The organism is Cedecea sp., from assembly GCF_036500665.1.
GTDB lineage: Bacteria > Pseudomonadota > Gammaproteobacteria > Enterobacterales > Enterobacteriaceae > Cedecea.
The window spans coordinates 12,603-33,497 of the sequence record NZ_DASYBS010000026.1; the positions used below are offsets into that span (position 1 = coordinate 12,603).

General features: G+C 56.5%; 16 protein-coding genes. 14 read left to right on the forward strand and 2 right to left on the reverse strand.

The genetic code is table 11. The features are described 5' to 3' along the window. Nucleotides 1-56: 56 nt before the first annotated feature. The 12 genes from gspG to VGM55_RS04060 are packed head-to-tail and all read left to right on the forward strand — an operon-like array spanning nucleotide 57 to nucleotide 9,143. Nucleotides 57-476: a type II secretion system major pseudopilin GspG gene (gene gspG / locus VGM55_RS04005; RefSeq protein ID WP_331634647.1), complete on the forward strand. Its 420-nt coding sequence runs from the start codon at nucleotides 57-59 to the stop codon at nucleotides 474-476. A gap of 2 nt (nucleotides 477-478) precedes the next feature. Then, on the forward strand, nucleotides 479-946 hold the full coding sequence (locus VGM55_RS04010; RefSeq protein ID WP_154188702.1) for a lytic transglycosylase domain-containing protein: 468 nt from the start codon (nucleotides 479-481) through the stop codon (nucleotides 944-946). After that, nucleotides 943-2,112: a type II secretion system F family protein gene (locus tag VGM55_RS04015; protein WP_154188635.1), complete on the forward strand. Its 1,170-nt coding sequence runs from the start codon at nucleotides 943-945 to the stop codon at nucleotides 2,110-2,112. Before VGM55_RS04010 ends, VGM55_RS04015 begins: the two co-directional genes overlap by 4 nt. Continuing rightward, nucleotides 2,112-3,743 (forward strand): GspE/PulE family protein, encoded by a 1,632-nt coding sequence (locus tag VGM55_RS04020; RefSeq protein WP_154188636.1) that lies wholly within the window; start codon nucleotides 2,112-2,114, stop codon nucleotides 3,741-3,743. The genes VGM55_RS04015 and VGM55_RS04020 overlap by 1 nt, the downstream gene beginning before the upstream one ends. After that, nucleotides 3,727-4,434, forward strand: a complete 708-nt coding sequence (locus tag VGM55_RS04025) for a hypothetical protein (RefSeq protein WP_154188637.1) — start codon at nucleotides 3,727-3,729, stop codon at nucleotides 4,432-4,434. Before VGM55_RS04020 ends, VGM55_RS04025 begins: the two co-directional genes overlap by 17 nt. Next, nucleotides 4,431-4,946: a hypothetical protein gene (locus VGM55_RS04030; RefSeq protein ID WP_154188638.1), complete on the forward strand. Its 516-nt coding sequence runs from the start codon at nucleotides 4,431-4,433 to the stop codon at nucleotides 4,944-4,946. The genes VGM55_RS04025 and VGM55_RS04030 overlap by 4 nt, the downstream gene beginning before the upstream one ends. Then, nucleotides 4,930-5,448: a hypothetical protein gene (locus VGM55_RS04035; protein ID WP_154188639.1), complete on the forward strand. Its 519-nt coding sequence runs from the start codon at nucleotides 4,930-4,932 to the stop codon at nucleotides 5,446-5,448. The genes VGM55_RS04030 and VGM55_RS04035 overlap by 17 nt, the downstream gene beginning before the upstream one ends. Then, nucleotides 5,445-5,957: a hypothetical protein gene (locus tag VGM55_RS04040; RefSeq protein WP_154188640.1), complete on the forward strand. Its 513-nt coding sequence runs from the start codon at nucleotides 5,445-5,447 to the stop codon at nucleotides 5,955-5,957. Before VGM55_RS04035 ends, VGM55_RS04040 begins: the two co-directional genes overlap by 4 nt. A gap of 2 nt (nucleotides 5,958-5,959) precedes the next feature. Beyond that, the gene (locus tag VGM55_RS04045; protein ID WP_331634650.1) at nucleotides 5,960-7,843 is read left to right on the forward strand and encodes a secretin N-terminal domain-containing protein; all 1,884 of its coding nucleotides are present in this window, start codon (nucleotides 5,960-5,962) and stop codon (nucleotides 7,841-7,843) included. Beyond that, nucleotides 7,843-8,319 carry a prepilin-type N-terminal cleavage/methylation domain-containing protein gene (locus VGM55_RS04050; protein WP_154188642.1) on the forward strand — a complete coding sequence of 159 codons (477 nt, stop codon included), beginning with the start codon at nucleotides 7,843-7,845 and terminating at the stop codon, nucleotides 8,317-8,319. The genes VGM55_RS04045 and VGM55_RS04050 overlap by 1 nt, the downstream gene beginning before the upstream one ends. Further along, complete coding sequence (locus VGM55_RS04055; RefSeq protein WP_331634651.1) at nucleotides 8,306-8,668, forward strand: type II secretion system protein; 363 nt, start codon at nucleotides 8,306-8,308, stop codon at nucleotides 8,666-8,668. The genes VGM55_RS04050 and VGM55_RS04055 overlap by 14 nt, the downstream gene beginning before the upstream one ends. Continuing rightward, complete coding sequence (locus tag VGM55_RS04060; protein WP_154188644.1) at nucleotides 8,655-9,143, forward strand: type II secretion system protein; 489 nt, start codon at nucleotides 8,655-8,657, stop codon at nucleotides 9,141-9,143. Before VGM55_RS04055 ends, VGM55_RS04060 begins: the two co-directional genes overlap by 14 nt. Nucleotides 9,144-9,213: 70 nt before the next feature. Here VGM55_RS04060 and VGM55_RS04065 read toward each other — a convergent pair whose 3' ends face one another. After that, the gene (locus tag VGM55_RS04065) at nucleotides 9,214-15,315 is read right to left on the reverse strand and encodes an Ig-like domain-containing protein (RefSeq protein ID WP_331634652.1); all 6,102 of its coding nucleotides are present in this window, start codon (nucleotides 15,313-15,315) and stop codon (nucleotides 9,214-9,216) included. A gap of 601 nt (nucleotides 15,316-15,916) precedes the next feature. Here VGM55_RS04065 and VGM55_RS04070 point away from each other — a divergent pair. Both VGM55_RS04070 and VGM55_RS04075 read left to right on the forward strand, forming a co-directional pair. Continuing rightward, the gene (locus VGM55_RS04070) at nucleotides 15,917-17,875 is read left to right on the forward strand and encodes a S8 family serine peptidase (protein ID WP_154188646.1); all 1,959 of its coding nucleotides are present in this window, start codon (nucleotides 15,917-15,919) and stop codon (nucleotides 17,873-17,875) included. A gap of 201 nt (nucleotides 17,876-18,076) precedes the next feature. Further along, entirely contained in the window at nucleotides 18,077-19,969 is a 1,893-nt protein-coding gene (locus VGM55_RS04075) for a lytic polysaccharide monooxygenase (RefSeq protein ID WP_331634653.1), read from the forward strand. Nucleotides 19,970-20,069: 100 nt separating this feature from the next. Here the strand turns inward: VGM55_RS04075 and VGM55_RS04080 are convergent, their stop codons facing one another. Next, nucleotides 20,070-20,810, reverse strand: coding sequence for a prepilin peptidase (locus VGM55_RS04080; RefSeq protein WP_154188648.1), 741 nt, complete (start codon nucleotides 20,808-20,810; stop codon nucleotides 20,070-20,072). Nucleotides 20,811-20,895: the final 85 nt, after the last annotated feature.

Consider the following 20,895-nt stretch of genomic DNA (forward strand, 5'->3'; position numbering starts at 1 on the left):
TTTCAGGAAAAATTCATCACTTTCACATGACATTTCTCTGATGAAGGAGGCTTTTAATGAAAAATCACGCACGGATGATGCGCACCCAAGGTGGCTTCACCTTACTCGAACTGCTGGTAGTGCTGATGATCATCGCGCTTCTGGCGGGCTTTGTCGGGCCAAAGGTCTTTTCCAACGTCGACTCGGCAAAAGAGAAAACCGCGCTGCGCCAGATGCGCTCTCTTGCCGACGCTATGGCGCAGTATCGCCTCGATGTTGGCCACTACCCTAATGAATCCGAGGGGTTAAAAGCGTTGACGGAAAAACCATCTTCGGCACAGAACTGGAATGGCCCGTATCTCAGTCAGCAGGTACCAATGGATCCCTGGGGCAATGCTTATCAGTGGCATAATCCGACCAGAGAAAAAGATTCTATTAATGAAGTGGGTATTACCTCCAGCGGCAAAGAGGGTAAGACCATTATTTATGGTTTCTGATGATGTTACGCGCCTTATTATTATTTTCGCTCACGCTTCCGTTATTTTCAGCCCAGGCTAACTGCTGGCTGGATGCGGGAGCACGCTACGGAATTGAACCTGAATTATTACAGGCCATCGCCATCGTAGAGTCGAATGGCAATACCGCCGCCATGAATAAAAACCGTGACGGCTCTTTCGATGTTGGCCTGATGCAAATCAACAGTAGCCACTTTGGCGCTCTGCGCAAATTTCGTATTAGTCAAAAAGATCTGCTTAACGACCCCTGCCAAAGTGTCATGACCGGCGCGTGGATCCTGGCAGGTCAGATCCAACAGTTCGGGTATACCTGGGACGCGGTCGGTGCCTACAACGCCGGAACGGCAAATACGCCTAAACGCCGCGCGCTTCGTCAACAATACATAAAAAAAGTGGCCCCCCAGTATGCCCGTCTTAAGAGGCATCGGGGCCACATACAGTCGCCGCAATGAAATCTTATACCGTTACCACCCTCATGGAGGGTAAACGCGTCAACCAGACGGTGCTTGCCACCTCGGCTGACGATGCCGCACTCCGCGTCACCGCCCTGGGCGGAATTGCGATGCAGGTGCGTGAACGCCCTGCACGTCGGGATAAACGCTTTCCCTTAAATTTATTCTTACAGGAACTCATCGCCCTGCTCGAAGCCGGGCTTGTGGTGGTAGAAGCCATCGAAGCGCTACGTGAAAGCAGCCGCGATAACACCGCAACGCTGGTACTGGAGACGCTGGTTAGCCGCCTGTACGAAGGCGCTCAGCTTTCTCAAGCCATGTCGGCGCTGCCTGCCCTGTTCCCACCGCTGCTTATCAATACCGTCGCGTCGTCAGAACAAACCGGTCATCTGCCGGTAGCCCTGGCTCGCTTCCAGTATTACGAGTCCCGGATGGAGGCGCTGCGCAAACGCATCAAAGCAACGATGCTTTATCCCACCATCGTCATCTCCGCCGGGGGAGCGATCCTGGTGTTTTTGCTGGGATTCATCATTCCCCGCTTCTCCGTGGTGTTCGAAGGAATGAAGAACCCTTCCTCCAGCGCCCAACTGATCCTCTGGTGGGGAAAACTGACACAAAACCACGGTCTGCTGCTGCTTACCGGCTGTGCCGCAGCCGTTGCGGGGATTGTGATGGCAGTACGAAGCCCACGCCTGCGCCAGCGTTTACTTGGCATGCTGCTGAGACTTCCACAGCTGCGCCAGCAGCATCAGCTGGCGGTGCTGGTTCGATTCTACCGAACCCTCGGCCTACTGTTGCAGGGCGGACTGCCTGCCCCCCAGGCGCTCACCCTCAGCCGGGATGTCCTCCCGGCGAGCCACCGCCCGCAAATCGAGCAGGTCATCCGCGACGTTGCGGCGGGGGAATCACTTTCCCGCATGCTGGAAGCCCAGCAACTCACCACCCCGGTCGCCACTCGCTTGCTGCAGGTAGGCGAACGCAGCGGTGAGCTACCGGCCATGTGCGAGCGCATTGCCGCGTTCTATGACGAGTCGCTGGAACGGGCCATCGAAACCTTCAGCAAAATTTTTGAACCGGTTCTGATGATGATCGTGGGTGGCATCGTCGGGCTGGTGGTCTTTTTACTCTATATGCCCATCTTCGAGCTGGCAGGAGGACTGCAATAATGACCCATTTACCTACGTTCACAGGCAGCGTCGACACGCTCATTACGCTGCCTGAAGAAGCGCGTTGTCAGGCGCTGGCTGAACTCCTGGACAGTTTTCCCGATAGCCTCCACGATGCCGCCGAAGCGCTTGGGCTGATCCCTCTGCCGGAGGGCAGTTTCACCGAAGAAGACGAGGACTTCACCCATCTTCCCCTGACCGAAGCCCTCAGCCAGCGGGCGCTGCCACTGTATCTTGGTGAAACGCTCCACGTTGCGCTGGCCGATCCGTTCTCACTGTCCCAGCGCCAGTGGGCGTACGGCATGAATGCCCTCCCCGCCCTGGCTCCGCTTTCCAGGTTGAATACCCGTCTGGGCGAACTGGGTCGGCAGCAGCGTACGCTCGATCAACTCGAACAGCAAAGCAACGACGAAAGCAGCGAAACGCAGTGGCTGGAAATTACGCCTGCAGCCATCGCCAGCGAGCCACATGCGGTGATCAAGCTGGTGAATGCTACCCTGTTTGACGCCCTACAAAGCCGTGCCAGCGACATTCATCTTAGCGCCGTTGCCGACGGGTTAATGGTCAAATACCGTATTGACGGTGTACTGCACGCCATTCGCCATTGCGCGGGCGTACAACAGGCCGAACAGGTTATCTCGCGCCTGAAAGTACTGAGCTGCATGGATATTTCCGAACGACGAATTCCCCAGGATGGCCGCTTCAAAGCGTTGATACTCCAGCGCCCGGTAGATTTTCGCGTGTCTATTGTCCCCGGTATTCACGGCGAAGATGCTGTGCTGCGCGTACTCGACAAATCCCACGACCAGAACCTTCGCCTTGAAACCCTTGGATTCGACGAACACACCCTCAGCGCTATCCGCCAGTTGACTCATCTTCCTCACGGCATGGTACTGGTTACCGGCCCTACAGGCAGCGGCAAGTCCACCACGCTTTACTCCGCGCTAAGCGAACTGAACGGCGGCGAAAGCAAAATTATCACCATCGAAGATCCGGTGGAGTACCAGCTAAACGGGGTTCTGCAAATCCCGGTCAATGACAAAAAAGGGCTGACCTTTGCCAGAGGCCTGCGCGCCATTCTGCGTCACGATCCGGACATCATCCTGGTCGGTGAGATCCGCGATGGTGAAACAGCGGGCATTGCCGTTCAGGCCTCGCTCACCGGCCACGTTGTGCTCTCTTCGGTGCATGCCAACGATGTCTTCAGCGTGCTGGAGCGCTTTCTTTATATGCAGGTTGAACCTGCCAGCCTGATAGCCGCCCTGAACGGTGTTGTCGCCCAGCGGCTGGTCCGCCAGATCTGCCCGGAATGCGGTGAAGACGCGCCGCAGCCGGAGGCAATGCCTGCGGCCTGGCAGTCTGAACAATTGAGTTCGATAGCGCCCCGCTGGCGCCGAGGGCGAGGCTGCGAGGCCTGCCGTCACAGCGGCTATCGCGGCAGGCTGGCGCTGGCGGAAGTTCTGCATTTTAGCGATGGAATCAAAGAAGCGATGCTTGCCCGAGCGCCGCTTCGTCGCCTGCGGCAGGTCGCGCTGGATGACGGTTTTGTCCCGCTGACTACCATTGCCCTGCGTGCCGTTGCAGAAGGGAAAACCAGCCTTGAGGAGGTGAACCGTGTTATCGCTCACTAACGCCTGGGAATGCGACATCTGGCCCCATGCGCTGCGCCTGCGCCTGGGTAATCAGACAATCGTCAGACATGAACGCACGGCCGGTGAAACGCTGGACTCCGCCCTCGTCGCGCTGCTGCGCCTGCGTTCGGCTTCATTCCCATGGCGCGATAGCGTGGCGTTTCATCTTGATACTGACGATTTGACGCTGATGGTTCAGCCCTGGCTGCCCGGCGTGACAACGCCGCAGGAGCTATTGCGGCTGGCACATCTTCAGGTCACCCGGCACGACAACGGCGCGCGTCGGGGCGCCGGCTGGCAGGTACGTTTTGAATCCGCTGACTGGCAGCAATCGGCGCTGGTTGCAGGGCTACAGCAGCCCTGCTGGGAGATGCTGCGTACGTTAGCTAAACGTGAACGCCTGCGCTTTCGCGGCGTTGCCACGCCCTTTCAACCGCTGCTGAAGCACTGCGGGCGGACGCTGCCGGAAAACGCGCTGTTTGTCACCATCAGCCCACACCACAGCCGCATCGCCAGCCGACTGAATCACGCCTGGCATGAGGTCAGTACCCTTTCCTTGCCTTCGCAAGAAACGCACGCCCAGCTGCGCGTTATTGCGCGGTTAAGCGGCATGGCCGACTGCCCTCGCTATGTCATGAACACGGAAGAGGGCCAACCGCAGGTCATTACGCCACAGGAGAACAGGGTATGACGCCTTTGTTTTCACCTTCTGCCCCCTGGGCGGGGCGGGCGCTGCTGTTAACCGGCCTGCTCCTTCTGCCGGTCGCCGGCGTCGTTATACGAGAAGCGCTACACCATCAGCATCTCGAGTATCAAATCTCACAGACAGAGCAGCGGTTTGCCGACCACCAGCGAACATTGCGTCGGCTGCAGGAGGCGCAGCAGCGCCGTCAGCGTCAGTCTCATCAGCTGGAGGCGATTCCACCCGCCATCCGAATGATGGATAGCGTCGGGAGCGCGCTGTCACCGGAGATTGCACTGTTAAGCATCGACATCACCCCCATGGGGCGCGACGTCCGCCTGACGGTAAATGCCACCAGCCTGAATACCCTGCTGGCTTTCAGCGAGCGTTTACAGCAATTGCCCGCCCGCGTTGTGCTGGAGAACCACCGTCCCTCGACGAACGACGATCCGGACTGGCCGTTAGTCGCCAGTCTGGATGTGCATTTCAGCGCGGAGGAACAGCATGAATCTGGAAGATAAAGGCGCGGCGCTGCGCTGGCGAGCCGCCTTGTTTGCCGGACGCACAGGCCGCCTCCCGCTGCTGCTGAGCGCCGTGCCGTGCGGGCTTTTCGCCTTTTGGCTGGGCGTAATGGTGCCGCACACAGGCGCCCGGCAGGAAAGTCTGGAGAAAATTCAGTCTCAGCTGCGTATTCCGCTGCCGCTGGATAGCCAGCAGCCCGCGCTACAAAGCCGCGTGAGCCCAAGCGAATATCAGCAGGTAGGGCTGGTGTTCGACAGGCTCAATCAGAGTGGCCTGAAGGTCGAGGCCAGCCGCTATCAGCTGGAGAAAAATGCGGAGAAACCAGCCCTGCTGCTGGATATTCCCCTGCAGGGAGAGTACCTGCCGCTGGTGGAAGCGCTTGAGTCGCTGGCCCGCACAATGCCGCTCGATATTGACCAGATAACCCTGCGTCGCACCGCGCCGGCGGAAAACCTGCTGAACGTCACTCTGCGGCTTCGCCTGCAAAAGGAGAAGTCATGAAGCTTCCCCGCTATCTGCAGGTTGCGCTTCTGGCGACGGCTGGCGCTGTAGTCTGGAGCCAACTTAGCGATGACGAACCCGCATCCGTTGTACCTCAGGTGATGGAATCCGCGCCACTGCGCCCGGCAAAGCCTAAAGAGGCCCCACCTGGTGCGCCTCGCCCCGCGCGTCCCAATCTGTTTCCGCAGCCGTTGGCTGACACCGGAGCCGAGCAGACTGAGGCAGAGCAGCACGTGGAAGCTGAGCCGGTCACACCCGAGCTGCCGCTTCAGGCGCTGGGGGCGTGGTGGAGCCAGCACCAGCGCGTCATTTTACTGACCGACGGCGTCGAGACCTGGCCCGTCTGCAGTAAGTGCAAGGCGGAAGGCAAAATCTGGATCGGTAACGAACCGGTCAGCGGCTGGCAATTAAAAGCGGTGGAAAAAGACCACCTCCTGTTTGAATGGCGGCTCACCCATACCCAGCGCAGGCTGGAGCTGGGTGAACTGCAATCGGAACCCACACGATAATCATGAAAATTAATATTACTCTCGCTTTCATCCTGCTGTGTTCACTGCTGAGCGGCTGTGCGCAGAAGACGCCAACACCGACCAGGCCGTCCATCACCGCCCCACCCGGCGTTTTGATCCAGCGTCTTAAAGAGATTGATCGCCAGCGCATTGCCGCGCCGCAGGATGTCTCCCTGCGTGCTGAACAGGCGGATATCACTAAAAAACTGGTCAATGACTACCTGAAAGCCGCCGATTTAGCCGTACGGCAAAACAACTACACCCTGGCTTCACAGCAGTGGCGCGATGCCCTGAACTACGAGCCGGGTAACCTGCGCGCCCTGCAGGGGCTGCGTAAAACCAACGCCCGCCGTGCGCTGGACAGCCTCTACAAGGAGGCCAGCAGCAGCAGCAGCCGCGATCCAGAGCGGGCTTTGCAAAAGATCCAGCAGGTGCTGGAAGAAGATCCCAACTGGCCGCAGGCACGGGCGCTACGCGACCACCTGCTGCGCGAGGTTGCGCGGATTAATCAGCCGGAAAATCGGCTCAATCGGGAGCTACAAAAGCCCGTTTCGCTGAAGTTTCGCGAGCACAACCTTATCTCCATCTTCAACACCATCAGCCAAATGACCGGAGTGAATATCATCTTTGATAAAGATGTCCCTCCCGGCACAACGGCCAGCCTGATTGCCAAACGTACGACGGCGGATGACGCGATTAACGTACTGCTGCTTTCTAACGGTCTGCGCAAGAAAGTGCTGAACAGCCATACGCTGCTGATTTACCCCGCGACACCGCAAAAAGAGAAGATCTATCGCGATATTGTGGTGAAAACTATCTTCCTTGGGTACGCCAAAGCCAAAGAAGTCAACGTCGCGCTGCGCAACATGGTGAAGCTCAAGGACGTTCACGTCGATGAGCGTACCAACTCCGTCACCCTACGCGGTTCGAAAGAGAGCGTGGAGAAAGCCGAACGCCTGCTGGTCACCCTCGACCGCCCGGAGGCCGAAGTCACGCTTGCCGTTGAGGTACTGGAAGTTAACTCCAACGACATTGAAGCACTGGGTATCAACCTGCCGCAAAAAATCAGCGCCGGTTTCGGTAAGAACGAAGGGGAAAAGGGTGAAGCCAGCGGCTTACCGATTAAAGACATCAACGGGGGTAATGTCCGGGTCAATATCGACAACATGTCCATCGACCTGAAAAAAGTGCTGGGTAACGCCCGGGTACTGGCTAACCCACGCATTCGGGTCAAAAACAACAAGAAGGCGCAGATTGATATCGGCGAAACCATCCCGGTTCTGACCAGTAATGTGAATGAAGGCATTTCCCAACAGAAAGTCGAGTATCAGGACGTCGGGCTGAAGCTTGAAGTGACGCCGGACATCAGCATGGACGACAACATCTCCATGGACGTGAAATTTACCCTCAGCAGCCTGGGTACGTCAGAGAAAGGCGAGAACGGCGCGGTCTACTACCGCACCAACAAACGCGAAGCAAACACCACGTTAAGCAGCCTGAACGGTGAGACGCAAATGCTGGCGGGGCTGATTAAACAGGACGAAACCGATTCCGACAGCGGCACACCGCTGCTGAGTGACATTCCCGGCCTCGGCAGGCTGTTTGGCAGCAAATCGCACAACAAGCAGCGAACCGAAGTGGTCCTGCTGATAACGCCGACCATCGATCGCAATCTGGACCTGCCGGGCAGCCACATCAGCACCATTGAAATGGGGAGTGACGATCTAACCGGTGACAGCATCCAGCTGCGCGGCCTGACGCAGCCGGACAGTGAGCCAGGTTTCAGCGCGCCGGATCTTGCGCCACCTGCGCACTTCCCGCCTCGTACCGCAACCTTGCCGCCTCCGATACTGGATGACACGCTACCGCTAAACGGAGCACCGTAATGCACGGCCAGCGGGGTTTTACTCTGATAGAGATGATGGTGACTCTGGCGATTCTCGGCACCTTAGCCGCTGCCGCAACGCCGCTGGTACGTCACTACCACCAACAGCAGCAGGAGATGGAGCTACGAGAGTCGCTGCGTAGCCTGCGCAACGCGATTGACGCCTATCACCAGGCTGGCCTGGACGGGAAGATTGAGAAGAAAGCCCGCGAGTCGGGCTATCCCCCGACGCTTAAACAGCTGATTGAGGGCGTGACTGATACCGCTAACCCTAACGGCGGATTAATTTATTTTCTGCGCCGTATTCCCAGGGATCCGATGTGCGACTGCCCGGGACGCAGCGACGAGGAAACCTGGCGTCTACGGGCGTCAACCCAGCCACCAGGCGACTTTAGCGGCGGGGGTAAAGATGTTTTTGACGTCAGCAGCAGCAGCACCGCCAACGGCCTGAATGGAGTGCCCTATGCGAAATGGTGAAAAGGGTTTTACCCTGATTGAACTGCTGGTGGTGATGGCGATCATCGCCACGCTGATGACGCTGGTCGCACCGCGTTTCTTTCAGCATGCCGACCAGGCCAAAGTGGTGGTGCGCGATCACAACCTGAACACGCTGCGAAGCGCTATCGACCATTTCCGTCGCGACCGTATTGTGGGCCCCTACAGCCTGGACGAGCTTATCGAGGCAGGTTATCTGCGCGAAATGCCGCTGGATCCGGTCACTAACCGCCGCGATATCTGGGAGGCAAAAACCGACGATGACGGGCAGATTGTTGATATTGAAGCGCCACAAACGTTCCCCCGGCAGCCATTTCATGCGCCTGACTGAACGGCAGGGCGGCTTTACCTATCTGCTACTGTTGGTCGCCCTGTCTGCCTTAGCGCTGTCGCTGCTGAAAAGCCAGGACAGCGTGCAGATGAGGTATTGGGAGCAACAGGAGGCAGAACTGTTGTTTCGCGGCGAGCAATACCGTGCGGCTATTGCCGCCTATCGGGCCGTGGGCAACGGCTGCTTTCCCGTGCGTGTTGAACAGCTGACGCTCGACAAACGCGGGCCAACGCCGCGCTATCATCTGCGCCAGGCCTGGGTCGACCCGCTGACAAACGATAAAACCTGGGGAGCTATCTACGATCCGCAGGGGCGCTGGATCGGCGTGCGCAGCCTGGGCAAAGGCAAACCCCGCCGTAAAGTGGGATTCAGCCACGATATAGAGACGTTTTCAAAAGCGAAAAGCTATTACGACTGGACGTTTAAAGTGGAGGGCGATCCGCAGGCTCCCATGCCAGCGGCTTGTGGGCGATAAAAAATGAGCCCTGCCTCGTGTAAACGCAGCAGGGCTCATTAACGATCGGCTCATCAGGACCTTAATAAGGTTAGTTCTGGTTTACCGTCGTTCTCCAGTCTGAAGGTGCGTCGTACCAGTCTTTGTTACCGTCACCCATATAAACAGAGGTGCCAGGCATTTTACCCGTGGAGCAGATCCAGGCCCTGAGATGCAGTTTTTGCGTCCCGGTTCCGGTCACTTTCTCGTACCCCGTCACGCCATCACTGCCGGTTGTTTTACGGAAATCGGCCTGTGACGGTGGGATAGGCATGCCATCCGGTGTTGGGATCGAGCCACGGTAAACCTTGAAGCAAACTTCTACACCAGAAACAGGGTTTCCTTTATTGTTTTCCACTTTGACCGCCGGTTCATAAACCCATGGGGCAACAAAGTTATAGAAGTAATAATGCTTAACCCGAGTAATGCTATAAGTCACGGGATCCTGAACACGCTCCGACTGATTAGAGCTATTACTTCCCGATCGCCCCGTACTCGGGCTAGTGGCTTGCAGCGTTAATGAAAGACCATATCCGGTGTCTCCGGACTGAATACGATATTGACTCGAGGTCGCCCCGGAAATCGCCGATCCATTACGCTTCCATTGGTAAGACCAATTGGTTGCTCCGCCGCCATTCTGGTTTACACGGGTATTGGACGAATCAATACTTATCGTCATGCCCGGTTTAAGGTTCGACATTGGCGTAATAGCAACATATTCCACAATTGGCGCCCCTTTAAGCGAAACCGTACTGGAGTCCTGATAACCATTAACGCTGGCATAAACCTGCAGATTCCCACCCGTTTCACGCGTCGTCAACGTATAGGTTCCTTGCCCCTGGGCATTCGTGACCGTTGATTTCGCTCCTGCGGTAACCAGGGCTGGTGTGTTGATAGACCAGACGATCCCCTCTCCCGGCACCACAACGTTATTTTTATCGTATGCCGTCACGGTATACGTTACGGTGCTGTTGCTGTCCGCATTGACCGAGCTTTTATCCGCTGTAACCGCTACACGACTGACCTTACCAATTACTTTGGCCGTTTTAACGGAGGACGCATCCCCTGTCTTGCCCGCGGAGTTTCTCACAGTCACATAGGCATAAATGCTGTTTCCCGCATCAGCGTCAGTCAAGGTATAGGAGTCTTTATTGGCCCCACCAATGCCTCCTGAAACCGTCCCTGAATCTCTCCCCCATTGATAGGCTTTAGTGACGCTTCCTCCGCCACGCTCATCGACATCAACCCGGGTAACCCTCACGGTGTCACCGACTTTCAACCCGCTGGTTTTATCTAAGGTCACGCCTGTGACCACAGGGATACCGTTAATCTGAACACCCTCACTCCCGTTTTTTCCTCCCGCCGTTGCGGTTACCGTAATGGCACCGCCCGTTTGAGTGGTCGTAACGGTCATCGTTCCTTCACCTTGATTATTTGTCGTGCTGCTCGTTGCTCCCTGAGTCACTAACGAAGGTTTATCAATAGACCAACCGATCGCTTCGTTTGGAACGGCCACATTTCTCTTGTCCGTCGCTTTTGCTGTGAAGATCAGTTTACTGTTGCCGTTGGCATCCACAACATCAGCACTGGCGGTAACCAGAATATTCGCAACAGTCCCAATGACCGCATCGGTTTTATCAGAATGTCCATACCCTGAATTCCCCGCGGCGTTGGTCGCGTAAACGTCAACGAAGATCATCATCCCGGTATCAGCATCCGTCAGTGTATAGGTTGCTCCCGTTGCACCACTAATTCCTCCTGATACTGAGCCACTATCACGTCCCCATTGATAGGTATAGGTTACGTTACCGCCGCCATTTTGATTAACGATCAGATCGTTAATACTGAGCGTTTCACCGACTTTCAGCCCTGAAGTTTTATTCAACGTGACGCGCTCAATGGTTGGGATCCCCTTCAGCGTCACGGCTTTTGTATCCTGCTTAGCACCAATAGTTGCGGTAGCCATGACAACACCGCCCATATTCAGCGCTGAAATCGCCATTGTCCCTTTCCCCTGGGCATCGGTTTCTGCCTCCGCCTCGCCCTGAGTGACCAGCGCCGGTTTATCGATGCTCCAGTGAATAGCCGACCGGGGAACGGCAACACCGTTCTTATCTTTCGCCTCTGCAGTAAAGATCACACTACTGCTGCCATCGGCGTTTATGGCATCAACATTGGGCGTTACGGATACCGTCGACACCACGCCAATCACAGACTGTGTTTTCTCCGAACCGAGAGAACCGGTATTTTTAACCGCGTTGGTTGCCGTGACGTAGACAAAAATCTGTGCACCGGTATCGGCCTCGGTCAGCGTATAGCTCGGGGCTTTTGCCCCAGAAATACCGCCGGAAACGCTGCCGGTATCACGCCCCCACTGGTAGCTGTAGGTCACTGCACCACCGCCGTTTTCTTCGACCGCAATATCCGACACGCTCACGGTATCACCCACTTTAAGCCCGCTGGTTTTATTCAGCGCAACGCGGGTGATAACCGGAATGCCTTTCAGCGTGGCGTCATAGCCGCCGGTTTTGCCGCCAATGGCTGCCGTTACGAGGAAATCGCCGCCGGTGTGTCGGGCTATCAGCTCAAGCTTACCTTTCCCCTCAGCGCTGGTTTCGGTGTCGCTCTCTTTTTGCGTTACCAGCGACGGTTTATCTACCGTCCAGCCGATCGTTTCTCCGGGAACGGCCACGCCTTTTTTATCCAGCGCCAGCGCCGTAAAGGTCAACGTACTGCTGCCGTCGGCGTTCACGCTGCTGGTGTCAGACGTCACGATGACCTGATTCACAAGACCAATAACCTTGTCGGTTTTGTCCGAGGCTTTCCCCCCTTTGTTACCCGCATTGTTGGTCGCCCAGGCGAGAACGGCGAGCTGCGTGCCGGTATCCGCCTCCGCTAACGTGTAGCTGTCGCCGTTGGCTCCGCTAATAAGATTGCCGTCGCGGGTCCACTGCCAGCTCATCTCTACGGCACCGCTGCCGTTTTCTTCTACCTGATAATCTGCAACGCGAACGGTCTCCCCCACTTTGAGGGTTTTCGTTCTGTCGAGCGTCACGCTTGTCACAACCGGGATGCCGTTCAGCGTCAGATCGGCCCGATCGCTTTTCCCCTCGATCTCTGCCGTGACTTTTGCCGTACCGCCGAGCGTAGCGGTAGTCAATATCGCCGTCGCGTTACCGTCCCGATCGGTAGTGTTGACCTGATGGCTCAGCGTGCCCAAATCAGGCGTTTGCGTTGACCACACGACGGCCGCATTTTGCACCACGTTGTTATGCGCATCCCGCGCCGTAGCCGTCAGGGTTGCGGTATTACTTCCGTTCGCGTTGAGCGTATCTGGCGAGCTGGTAAGCTCAACGCTGTCCACCTTACCGACGACGATCTGCATCGTTTTCGATGCCTTCCCTGCGCTGACTTCAACGCTGGACGGTGCCGTTTTTGGAATGGTCACTTTTGCACTCACCCTGCCCCCGGCGTCGCTGTCGCCGCTGGCCGGACCGCTGAAATCGCTCCCCGAGATCTGCCAGTCAATGGCCTGTTTACGGAGCGTCACGGGATTGTCAAAGCGATCGAAAAGCCCGGCGCTGACTTCAGCATCGCTGCTGCCAGCTACCGCGCTGTCCGGCACATCAAGATCGACCCGCGCGACGGCGCCCGCCTCAAGCGCAATCGCAGGAGCAGAGGCCTTCGCGTCGCCAACGTCTACGCTAACATCCCAGCCATCCGCGACTTTTTGCGGCGCGGTCAGGGTCATCGAAGCGTGCCCCTGATCGTCGGTCATACCGCTGTGGATTTCTCCGTTGCTTTTCCAGGTTACCGCCGTCGGAACAATCATCGGGGCGCCATCCTGATCGGTTACGTCGAGGATAAACTCCTGGTCTGTGGCAACTTCAGCCTGTTTCGGTGAGCGGGAGAAGTGAATAGACAGCGCGCGTGAGAAGTCTACATTGAGCTTCATCGTCTCTTGCTGAGACGAATTATCCCCGGCGGCGGCGCTGCTGAACTCTGCAACCGGCGACATCAAAGAGGCCACTATCTGATCCTGGCCGTCGTCCATGATCCCGGTTATCTTCACCAGCGCCTGGCCATGGGCATCCGTGCGAACACTATTCTGTGACAGCACACCGAGCACATTCTGGCTTTGCCAGTACACGCGCTGGTCCTCAAGAGGGGTACCTTTGCCGTCGGTCACCTGCGCCAGCAGCAATAATGCGCCATCGTTTTCGGCGAAGAATTTCACGCTGCCGTCCTGGCGAATTTCCCCCGGAGTCAACAGGTGATCGATACGCAGCAAGGCGATCTCGGCACTGCCGGTCACTTCCGCCGCACCCGGCTCACCCGCAACGCCTTTTTTATTAACCGGCGTCACCTGGAAGATAAGCGTTTTGCTCATATCTTCCGCACTGACCTGCCAGCTGGCGCTGCCTTCTTTAAGTAACTTACCGCTGGCTTTATCAAACCAACGCAGCTGCGTTTGGGTCTCGTCTTCATCCTCCCCTTCGTTGCTGACGTAGGTGTAACTCCCCGTCAGCGTTTTACCCGGCGACATTTCACCGTCGATAGTCACCCCGGTTACGGAAGGTGCAAAATCACCCGGCATCACGGTGAGATGGTAACTGGCAGAGCTAAATACCCGCTCGCTGTCCGTTGGAGCCGTTTCGGTCGCGGTGATGATGACATCGCCACGCTGCTTCGGATTGACCTGGCCGCTCGCTTCATCCACGGAAGCCACCGCGGCGTTCGACGAAGCATAACGAACGACGCCCCCTTGCCCCCCCTTCACCGCATGCAGCAGCGGAACGCCAACCTGGGTAGCCCGCTCCGTCGGCACGAAGTACAGACGCCAGTCTTTTTCTTTCTGTTTGTAGGCCAGCACGATATTGTTATTTCGGGTGACAAACTCGGTGCGGGATTGCATCAACGACGGCATTGCCGTGGCATTTTCAGCCGCCAGCATCTCTGATAATTTGCGCCCAAACTCCCAGTGGAAATTAACACCCACGGCAAAGTTATCGCTCTGACCACTGATAAAGTGTTGCTCGGCGCTTATGCCAAGCAGCGGCACGGGTTGCCAGTTCAGGCCAAGATTCAGGCCGTGTGGGTTGCGGCTGGCTTCGCTGCGGCTGCCGTTAACGTCGACTTTCTCACCGTACCACTGGAACCAGCCAACGTTTGCGGAGACGTGCTGAGACAGCGCAGTTTCAACATTGATGTCCCAGCCACGGGCCGCACGCTCGTAGAGTTCATAGCGTGCGGGGTCGTCATTAAAGACGTTGTCGTTCGAATGACGCCAGCCGCTTAGCGGGACATAGTAGTTTGCCGACGCGCGCATTCTGTCGCTCCACAGCTCGCCCCCCAGTCCCAGCCGGTTATGATGACGGGTAATATCCTGGTCAAAAAAGACGTTGCCGCCCGCCAGCAGGTGCGGCGTAAAGGTATGCCGCCAGCCGATGCCGAGATTGAGCATGTTGCGATCGTTCCAGCGATGGGAACTCATCTGGGTAAACAGAATGTCGTCCTGCCAGATTTTTACCGGCCAGAGGAAATCCAGGCCAAAATCACGGCCGTCGTTTCCGGCCAGGCCAACATCCGCCGTTACCCGGGCTTTGCCGCCCGTCTGTTTCAGCCAGTTCTCGACCTCCTGAGTTAACGCAGCGTTTACCGTACTGTTGGCGGTGGCGCGCAGCGCATTGCCCGCGCCGTTTTGCTGAGCGTTCCCCCATGTCGAGGCCATCCGGTCACGCAGTCCGCTCTCATCATTACCGGCTGCCGCGGCGTCGGACGTGCGTGTATCGTGATCCTGAGGCACAATTATCCACTGGCCTGCCAGGGTTTTAAGCTGCTCCGGGGTTTTTACCCGGCCATTCAGCGCCTGTAGCGCGTCAAGGGAGATGTGATAATGGAAGGCAACATTCGTGATGTCCTCATCTTCTCCGACGTTCACCAGCTTCACCGCCGGATAACGCCGGGTCTGCGGGCCGGTATCCGGCAGCAACAGCCATTCGTTAAGGGTGAGCCCATACTGCTGCGCCAGCTGTTGTTGTTGTTGCTCAAGATTGTCGATTTGCGGGGCGATTTCCTGCTGGATTTGCTGCCAGCTTTTATGCGCCGTGTTATGATAAAGGATGTAATTTTGTGTGTGTGTTTCGGGTAGCATTTGCGCCCGAACGCCTTGAGGAATAGTAAAAAGACATAACGAAAAAATATAGTGCGATAATATTATCCAGACGGAAAAACGCTGGCGCACAGAATATTGTTGTGTGCTGGTCATAATTTTCTACCTTGAAATGACATCTGCGTTTTAGTAACGCTTTCAGGCAGGAGTAGACACGTAACGTCTCGCGGACTCTATAGCGTTTTAAGGAGTTATTCCTGAATATTCACGTAAGCCTCAGCTTTTCCAGATCATGATTTTTAATTACGTAAAATATCTCACACCATAAAAATCAGTGCCTGTCATATCAACGACTTCGCGAGAGTTAAAACGCTGCCTACTGCAAATGAGAATAAATTCCTTCTCGCCACTGGCCTGCAACGCACTCCGCCACCCCGAAGCGAATGTCTGTAACGCCTCAGGAAACTCACAACAACTGTCTGAACTTCATCCCGCCGTGTATTTTCAGAGCAGGTAACTCCAGGCCTCGACCGAGTCTTTTCTTATTCTGTGAAGGGGGTTTCTTATTCTTTTATTTTGACCATTCAGGCTAGGGTATCCACGAAAGTTAGCATTATGGATATTTAACTACGGATGGAATTTCATGAATAAAACGGCATTAGCATTACTTATTTGCGCCTCATTCAACTTTTCAGCGCTGGCGGAAAGTCATGCCGAGTATGAAAAAGCGTGGGCCGGCACCTCTTATATCTCGGTAATAGTGAAATTAAAACCCAATAATAACCTACAGATTAAATCAGCCTTTCCTGAATTACGGAATAATACCTTAGCGATTTCCCCACTGTTTAACGCCTCCGGGCTGCGGGGGGCGCAGCTGAGCGAAATGACGACGCTGAACGAACGTTATGGTTTTGACCGCTATCTGCGGGTCGAGCTGCCAGAAAGCAAACAGCATGATGTCGACTACATCAACGGCATCATCGGTAAACTTGCGCAGCAGGACAACGTTGAGCTGGTCTACCCTGAGTCCATTCCTGTATCGCTTGAGCGTGGGCTTGAAAACGCTGAGCGCCCGCAGGAAAGCGGGCTAAGTTACGCATTAAGCACCAGCCCGAAGGCCAGCGTACCAGACTTTCGATCCCAGCAGGACTATGCCAACGCGCCGGGTGAAAAACGGCCAAACTACGCGATGGGCGGCGTGAACCGTGCAAGCGTGAGTCAATATGCCGGGCATGACGGCAGCGGCGTGTCGCTGGTTTCGATGGAAAACAACCCGTGGAACAGCAGCCACGTCAATCTGCCGGAAGTGAGCTTCCATGAAGGCGACAAAACCTACACCGGGGAAGATCACGACACCAGCTCGGTCGGTATTATGGCCGCCAAAGATATCGGCACCGGCATACGTGGCCTGAGCTGGAATGTCCGCATGGGCTATTCGAAGTGGCAGGCCAATAACCTCTACAACATGATCCCACGCCTCAGCGCGGGCGATGTGGTGCAGATAGGGATGCAAACCGGCGGCGGGGATATCACCGGCTGCACCTCCAGCTGTTACGTCCCGCAGGAAAATGCCGCCGCCTACTACGACGTGATTAAGGCGCTAACCGACAAAGGCGTGCATGTCATTCAGGCCGCAGGCAACGGTAACATTAACCTCGATCACGCGGCGTTTAACGGCAAGTTTGACGTGAAAAAGCGTGATTCCGGGGCAATTATTGCGGGTGCATTTTGCGCGAACAACGGTAAAAAAGCCTCCTTCAGCACCTGGGGAGCCCGCGTCACCAGCGCCAGCTGGGGCTGTTGGGATGTGGTAACCACCGGCTACGGCGGTCTGCACAACGCCAAAAATGCGGAATACACCGGCTCGTTCTCCGGCACCTCTTCGGCAAACCCGATTATTGCAGGCGTGGTCGCCAGCCTGTCGGGCATCGCTAAAGCCCACGGCATCACCGTTTCACCGGTTCAAATGCGCCAGATCCTCCAGGAAACCGGAACCGCTCTTGTCGCCGGAGACTCCGCTAAAGTCGGCACACACCCGAACATGGCCAGGGCGGTTGAGAAAATCATGGAGCTTAAAGATGACGGCGGTCAGGACAAACCTGTTGCGGTTGCCGGGCAGAATTTTAGCGTTACAGCCACCAGCGACGCCTCACGTGCTTACGCGCTTGATGCCAGCGCCAGTCAGAATGCCGTCTCGTACCGCTGGACCATCAGCAAAGGTGCAGGCACATTCTGGCTGCAGGAAAAGCACGCCGGAGCCTGGGTTCGCCAGGTTGACGGGCCAACCGCACGCGCGCTGATCCCGGCTAATACTGAGGGGGAGGTCACTTATCGCTTAACCGTCAAAGGTAAAGACGGCAGTGAAGACACCAGCGAAATCACCGTAACGGTAAATAAAGCCACCATTCCGGATATCCCGGAGGAAGATGCCGATGCCTATAATCCGCGCATTGCCTACCCGGTGAAATGTACGCGCGTCAGCCACAACGGCCAGACATGGTTCAACCAATGGTACGTAAATGCGGGCCAGGAAGAGCCGGGTAAAGGCGGTATGTGGGGCGCATGGCGCAGCGCAGACGCGGCAAATAACAGCTGTAAATAAGCAATTAAACCTCGCCCGGCAAATGCCGGGCTTTGGCCTTTTAACAGCAGAAATTTCTTAGTTAACCTCAATTATAAACAAACCATTTTGCGAAAAAGAATTTTCTCAACCTCTTATGCTGCAATCTCATACCGCTTTGCCCCCGGGATCGTTAACGTTACTGCGTCATTTTCGATGCACTTTGAACAAGGATAAACGTTCATGATCTTACCTCAGAAAAAAATCCTGGCTGTCGTCATCGGTAGCCTTGCCATGTCCTCCCTCTCCGGCCCGGCCTTCGGCCACGGCGCCATGGAGAACCCTAAAGCCCGTCAGTGGGAATGTCATACCCAGGGCGGCCACTGGAACCCTGGTTCAATGAAGAGCGCCGCCTGTAAAGCCGCGCTTGAAAACAGCCCGTCGGCTCAGGCAGCCTTCGACAACTGGAACGGCTTTACCGGTTTTGCCAAAGCCCCTCACACCGTGGAGCAGACCGATGTCCGTGATGGCATGCTGTGCAGCGGCAGCAATCTGGGCTTCGCGGGCTTTAACCTGCCGCGTTCAGACTGGACCACCACCACCGTTCAGCCGGACGCGCATGGCCAGGTCGGCATGACCTACTACTACACCGCGAAGCACACTCCGTCCTTCATTGAATTCTATATCAACAAGAAAAACGTGGACCCAAGCAAAAAAGCGCTGGGCTGGAATGACGTAGAGCTGCTGAAGAAATTTGATATCGCCTCTGGCGATCCAAGCGTTCGCCACACGGTGAATGTGACCATCCCGGAAGACCGCGTCGGCAAAGCCGTGATCTTTACCCGCTGGCAACGTATTGATGCGGTAGGTGAAGGTTTCTATAACTGTAGCGACGTGAACATCAAATCACGTGACGGATCAGAAATTCCTGGCGGCGGCGGTGAAGAGGAAGAAGGCGGCGAAAGCGGCTGGACGCAAAAAGGTGACTTCATCACCAACGCCCACAAACCGGCCGTTGGCGAAAAAGTACGCTTCCGCCTGATGGGCGGCACCCGCGGCGATAACCTGATCGATGTCAGCCTGGCGATCACCGCGCAGAACATCAACAACAACCAGTGGGTTATTGAGCTGGGTAAACAGCTTAACCGTGACCACAGCAATGAGCTGCAGATTGGTCAAAAGCAGTCTGACGGCAACATTAGCTTTAACGAACAGATGCCGCGCAACAACCAGGTCTTCGTGAGCAATAGCAGCTACGGCTATGCCATTGAAATCGTCGCTAACGCGGAAACGCCAGTGATTAGCCTTGACCGCTACACCCTGGATCCGATTGCTACCGCCAGCGCCACTTACAGCTATGCCGTCACCGGCAGCAGCGACAAGTCCGGCGTAACCTGGCAGTGGAAGCAGGTTGCAGGCGATACCCGCATCACCGCAAGCCCGGCAAACCAAGCGAAAACCCAGATCCGTGTACCTGGCGGCGTGAACGGCGGCGCAACGGCGACCTTCGAACTGACCGGCACCAGCGCCAATGGCCCTTCCGGAAAAGCCACGCTGAAAGTCAGCGTGCTTGCTCCGCAGGTGTCACCAACCGGCCCGGCAAGCATTGCTGCGGATAAAGGTGGCAAATTCACCGCCAAAGCCAACTTTGACTACAACCAGGGCAGCGTGAGCTACCGCTGGTCCCTGCTCAAAAATGGCACTGAAGTCACCGGCATCGACCAGAGCGGCAATGTGAAGAGCGGCCTGGCTGCGGGCGATTATCAGGTGAAAGTGACCGCTGAACTGGATAACGGCGAACGTAAAGCCACGGGGACCGTCAACCTGAAAGTCACGGCAAAAGATGAGCCTGGTACCGGCGACTACGCCACCTGGGTTGCCGGTGACACCTATACCGCAGGCAATACCGTCAGCTGGAAAGGGACCAACTACATCGCCCGTAACTGGACAACTGCCGAACCAGGCAAAGGTGCCGACTGGAAGCTGCACAACAACGCTAACCCGGTAGCGTGGCTTTCCACGATGGTTTACGACGGCGGCAACGTGGTCAGCCATGCAGGCAAAACCTGGAAAGCCAGCCAGTGGATCTCCCAGAACAATGTCCCGGGCCAGAGCGGTCTGTGGAAACAACAGTAACCCACCAAACACCGCCCGCATGACGGGCGGAAAATAAAACCTTGCTACCCTTTGACACCGGCTGCGCCCCTTGAGCCGGTGTCTTTTTTTGCCTGACGTTTTAGCGCCCCATCAGAAGCCAGGCCAGCGCGGCAATAATGGGATAAGGGCCAAAGGGAAACGGCTCACCAGGCTTCACCCGCAGCAGAACCAGCGCCGCGCCAAGCGCCAAAAGCGTCGATGCAGCAACAACATCCAACAGCGCCTGCGGCCCCAGCCAGGCACCTAATGCAGCCAGGAGTTTCATGTCTCCCCTTCCCATCCCCTCATGCCCACGCAGCAGGTGAAATAACAAAGAGAGTACCCACGGCACACCAAACCCCAGTCCGGCCGCAAGCAGCGCCGAAGGCAGCGTCACGGCACCGTAGCCGCTGGCGGCAAGCAACAGGGCCGCAACGAGCAGCGGCAGCGTGAGTCGGTCCGGCAGTAGCATGGTTTGCAGGTCGATAAAGAAAAGCGGTACCAGCAGCGTCACCACCAACAGGTCAACGCCGCTTTGTGGCGTTAAGCCCTGCTGCCAAACGATGGCCCCGTAAAGGAATGCCAGCAGCGCCTCCACCAGCGGGTAGCGCAGTGAAATGGGCTGCCCACACCCGGCACAACGGCCTCGCAGTAGCAGCCAGCCGAAAAGGGGAATATTGTGGCGCACCTTAATCGGCTTTTTGCAGTGTGGGCAATGGGAAGCGGGCCAAGACAGCGAGAGCGCCGTTTCGCCGTAGAGCATGCGCGGCAGGCGGTAAATAACAACGTTACAAAAGCTGCCGAGAATGGCACCTGATAAGATAAAAAAACTGACCAGCATAGGTTCCTCTGAACGCACGATTGCAGGATGGTTGAATAATCTTTGCTGATAATGCCCGCGGAAAATCACGCTCCGCTCCGGGGCT

Excerpts from the sequence above, each read along its gene's own strand:
- VGM55_RS04060 (WP_154188644.1), top strand. The coding sequence starts at position 8,655 with ATGCGCCTGACTGAACGGCAGGGCGGCTTTACCTATCTGCTACTGTTG.
- VGM55_RS04010 (WP_154188702.1), top strand. The coding sequence starts at position 479 with ATGTTACGCGCCTTATTATTATTTTCGCTCACGCTTCCGTTATTTTCA.
- VGM55_RS04075 (WP_331634653.1), top strand. The coding sequence starts at position 18,077 with ATGATCTTACCTCAGAAAAAAATCCTGGCTGTCGTCATCGGTAGCCTT.
- VGM55_RS04065 (WP_331634652.1), bottom strand. The coding sequence starts at position 15,315 with ATGCTACCCGAAACACACACACAAAATTACATCCTTTATCATAACACG.
- VGM55_RS04080 (WP_154188648.1), bottom strand. The coding sequence starts at position 20,810 with ATGCTGGTCAGTTTTTTTATCTTATCAGGTGCCATTCTCGGCAGCTTT.
- VGM55_RS04015 (WP_154188635.1), top strand. The coding sequence starts at position 943 with ATGAAATCTTATACCGTTACCACCCTCATGGAGGGTAAACGCGTCAAC.
- VGM55_RS04050 (WP_154188642.1), top strand. The coding sequence starts at position 7,843 with ATGCACGGCCAGCGGGGTTTTACTCTGATAGAGATGATGGTGACTCTG.
- VGM55_RS04030 (WP_154188638.1), top strand. The coding sequence starts at position 4,431 with ATGACGCCTTTGTTTTCACCTTCTGCCCCCTGGGCGGGGCGGGCGCTG.
- VGM55_RS04040 (WP_154188640.1), top strand. The coding sequence starts at position 5,445 with ATGAAGCTTCCCCGCTATCTGCAGGTTGCGCTTCTGGCGACGGCTGGC.
- VGM55_RS04035 (WP_154188639.1), top strand. The coding sequence starts at position 4,930 with ATGAATCTGGAAGATAAAGGCGCGGCGCTGCGCTGGCGAGCCGCCTTG.
- VGM55_RS04020 (WP_154188636.1), top strand. The coding sequence starts at position 2,112 with ATGACCCATTTACCTACGTTCACAGGCAGCGTCGACACGCTCATTACG.
- VGM55_RS04045 (WP_331634650.1), top strand. The coding sequence starts at position 5,960 with ATGAAAATTAATATTACTCTCGCTTTCATCCTGCTGTGTTCACTGCTG.
- VGM55_RS04055 (WP_331634651.1), top strand. The coding sequence starts at position 8,306 with ATGCGAAATGGTGAAAAGGGTTTTACCCTGATTGAACTGCTGGTGGTG.
- VGM55_RS04070 (WP_154188646.1), top strand. The coding sequence starts at position 15,917 with ATGAATAAAACGGCATTAGCATTACTTATTTGCGCCTCATTCAACTTT.
- gspG (WP_331634647.1), top strand. The coding sequence starts at position 57 with ATGAAAAATCACGCACGGATGATGCGCACCCAAGGTGGCTTCACCTTA.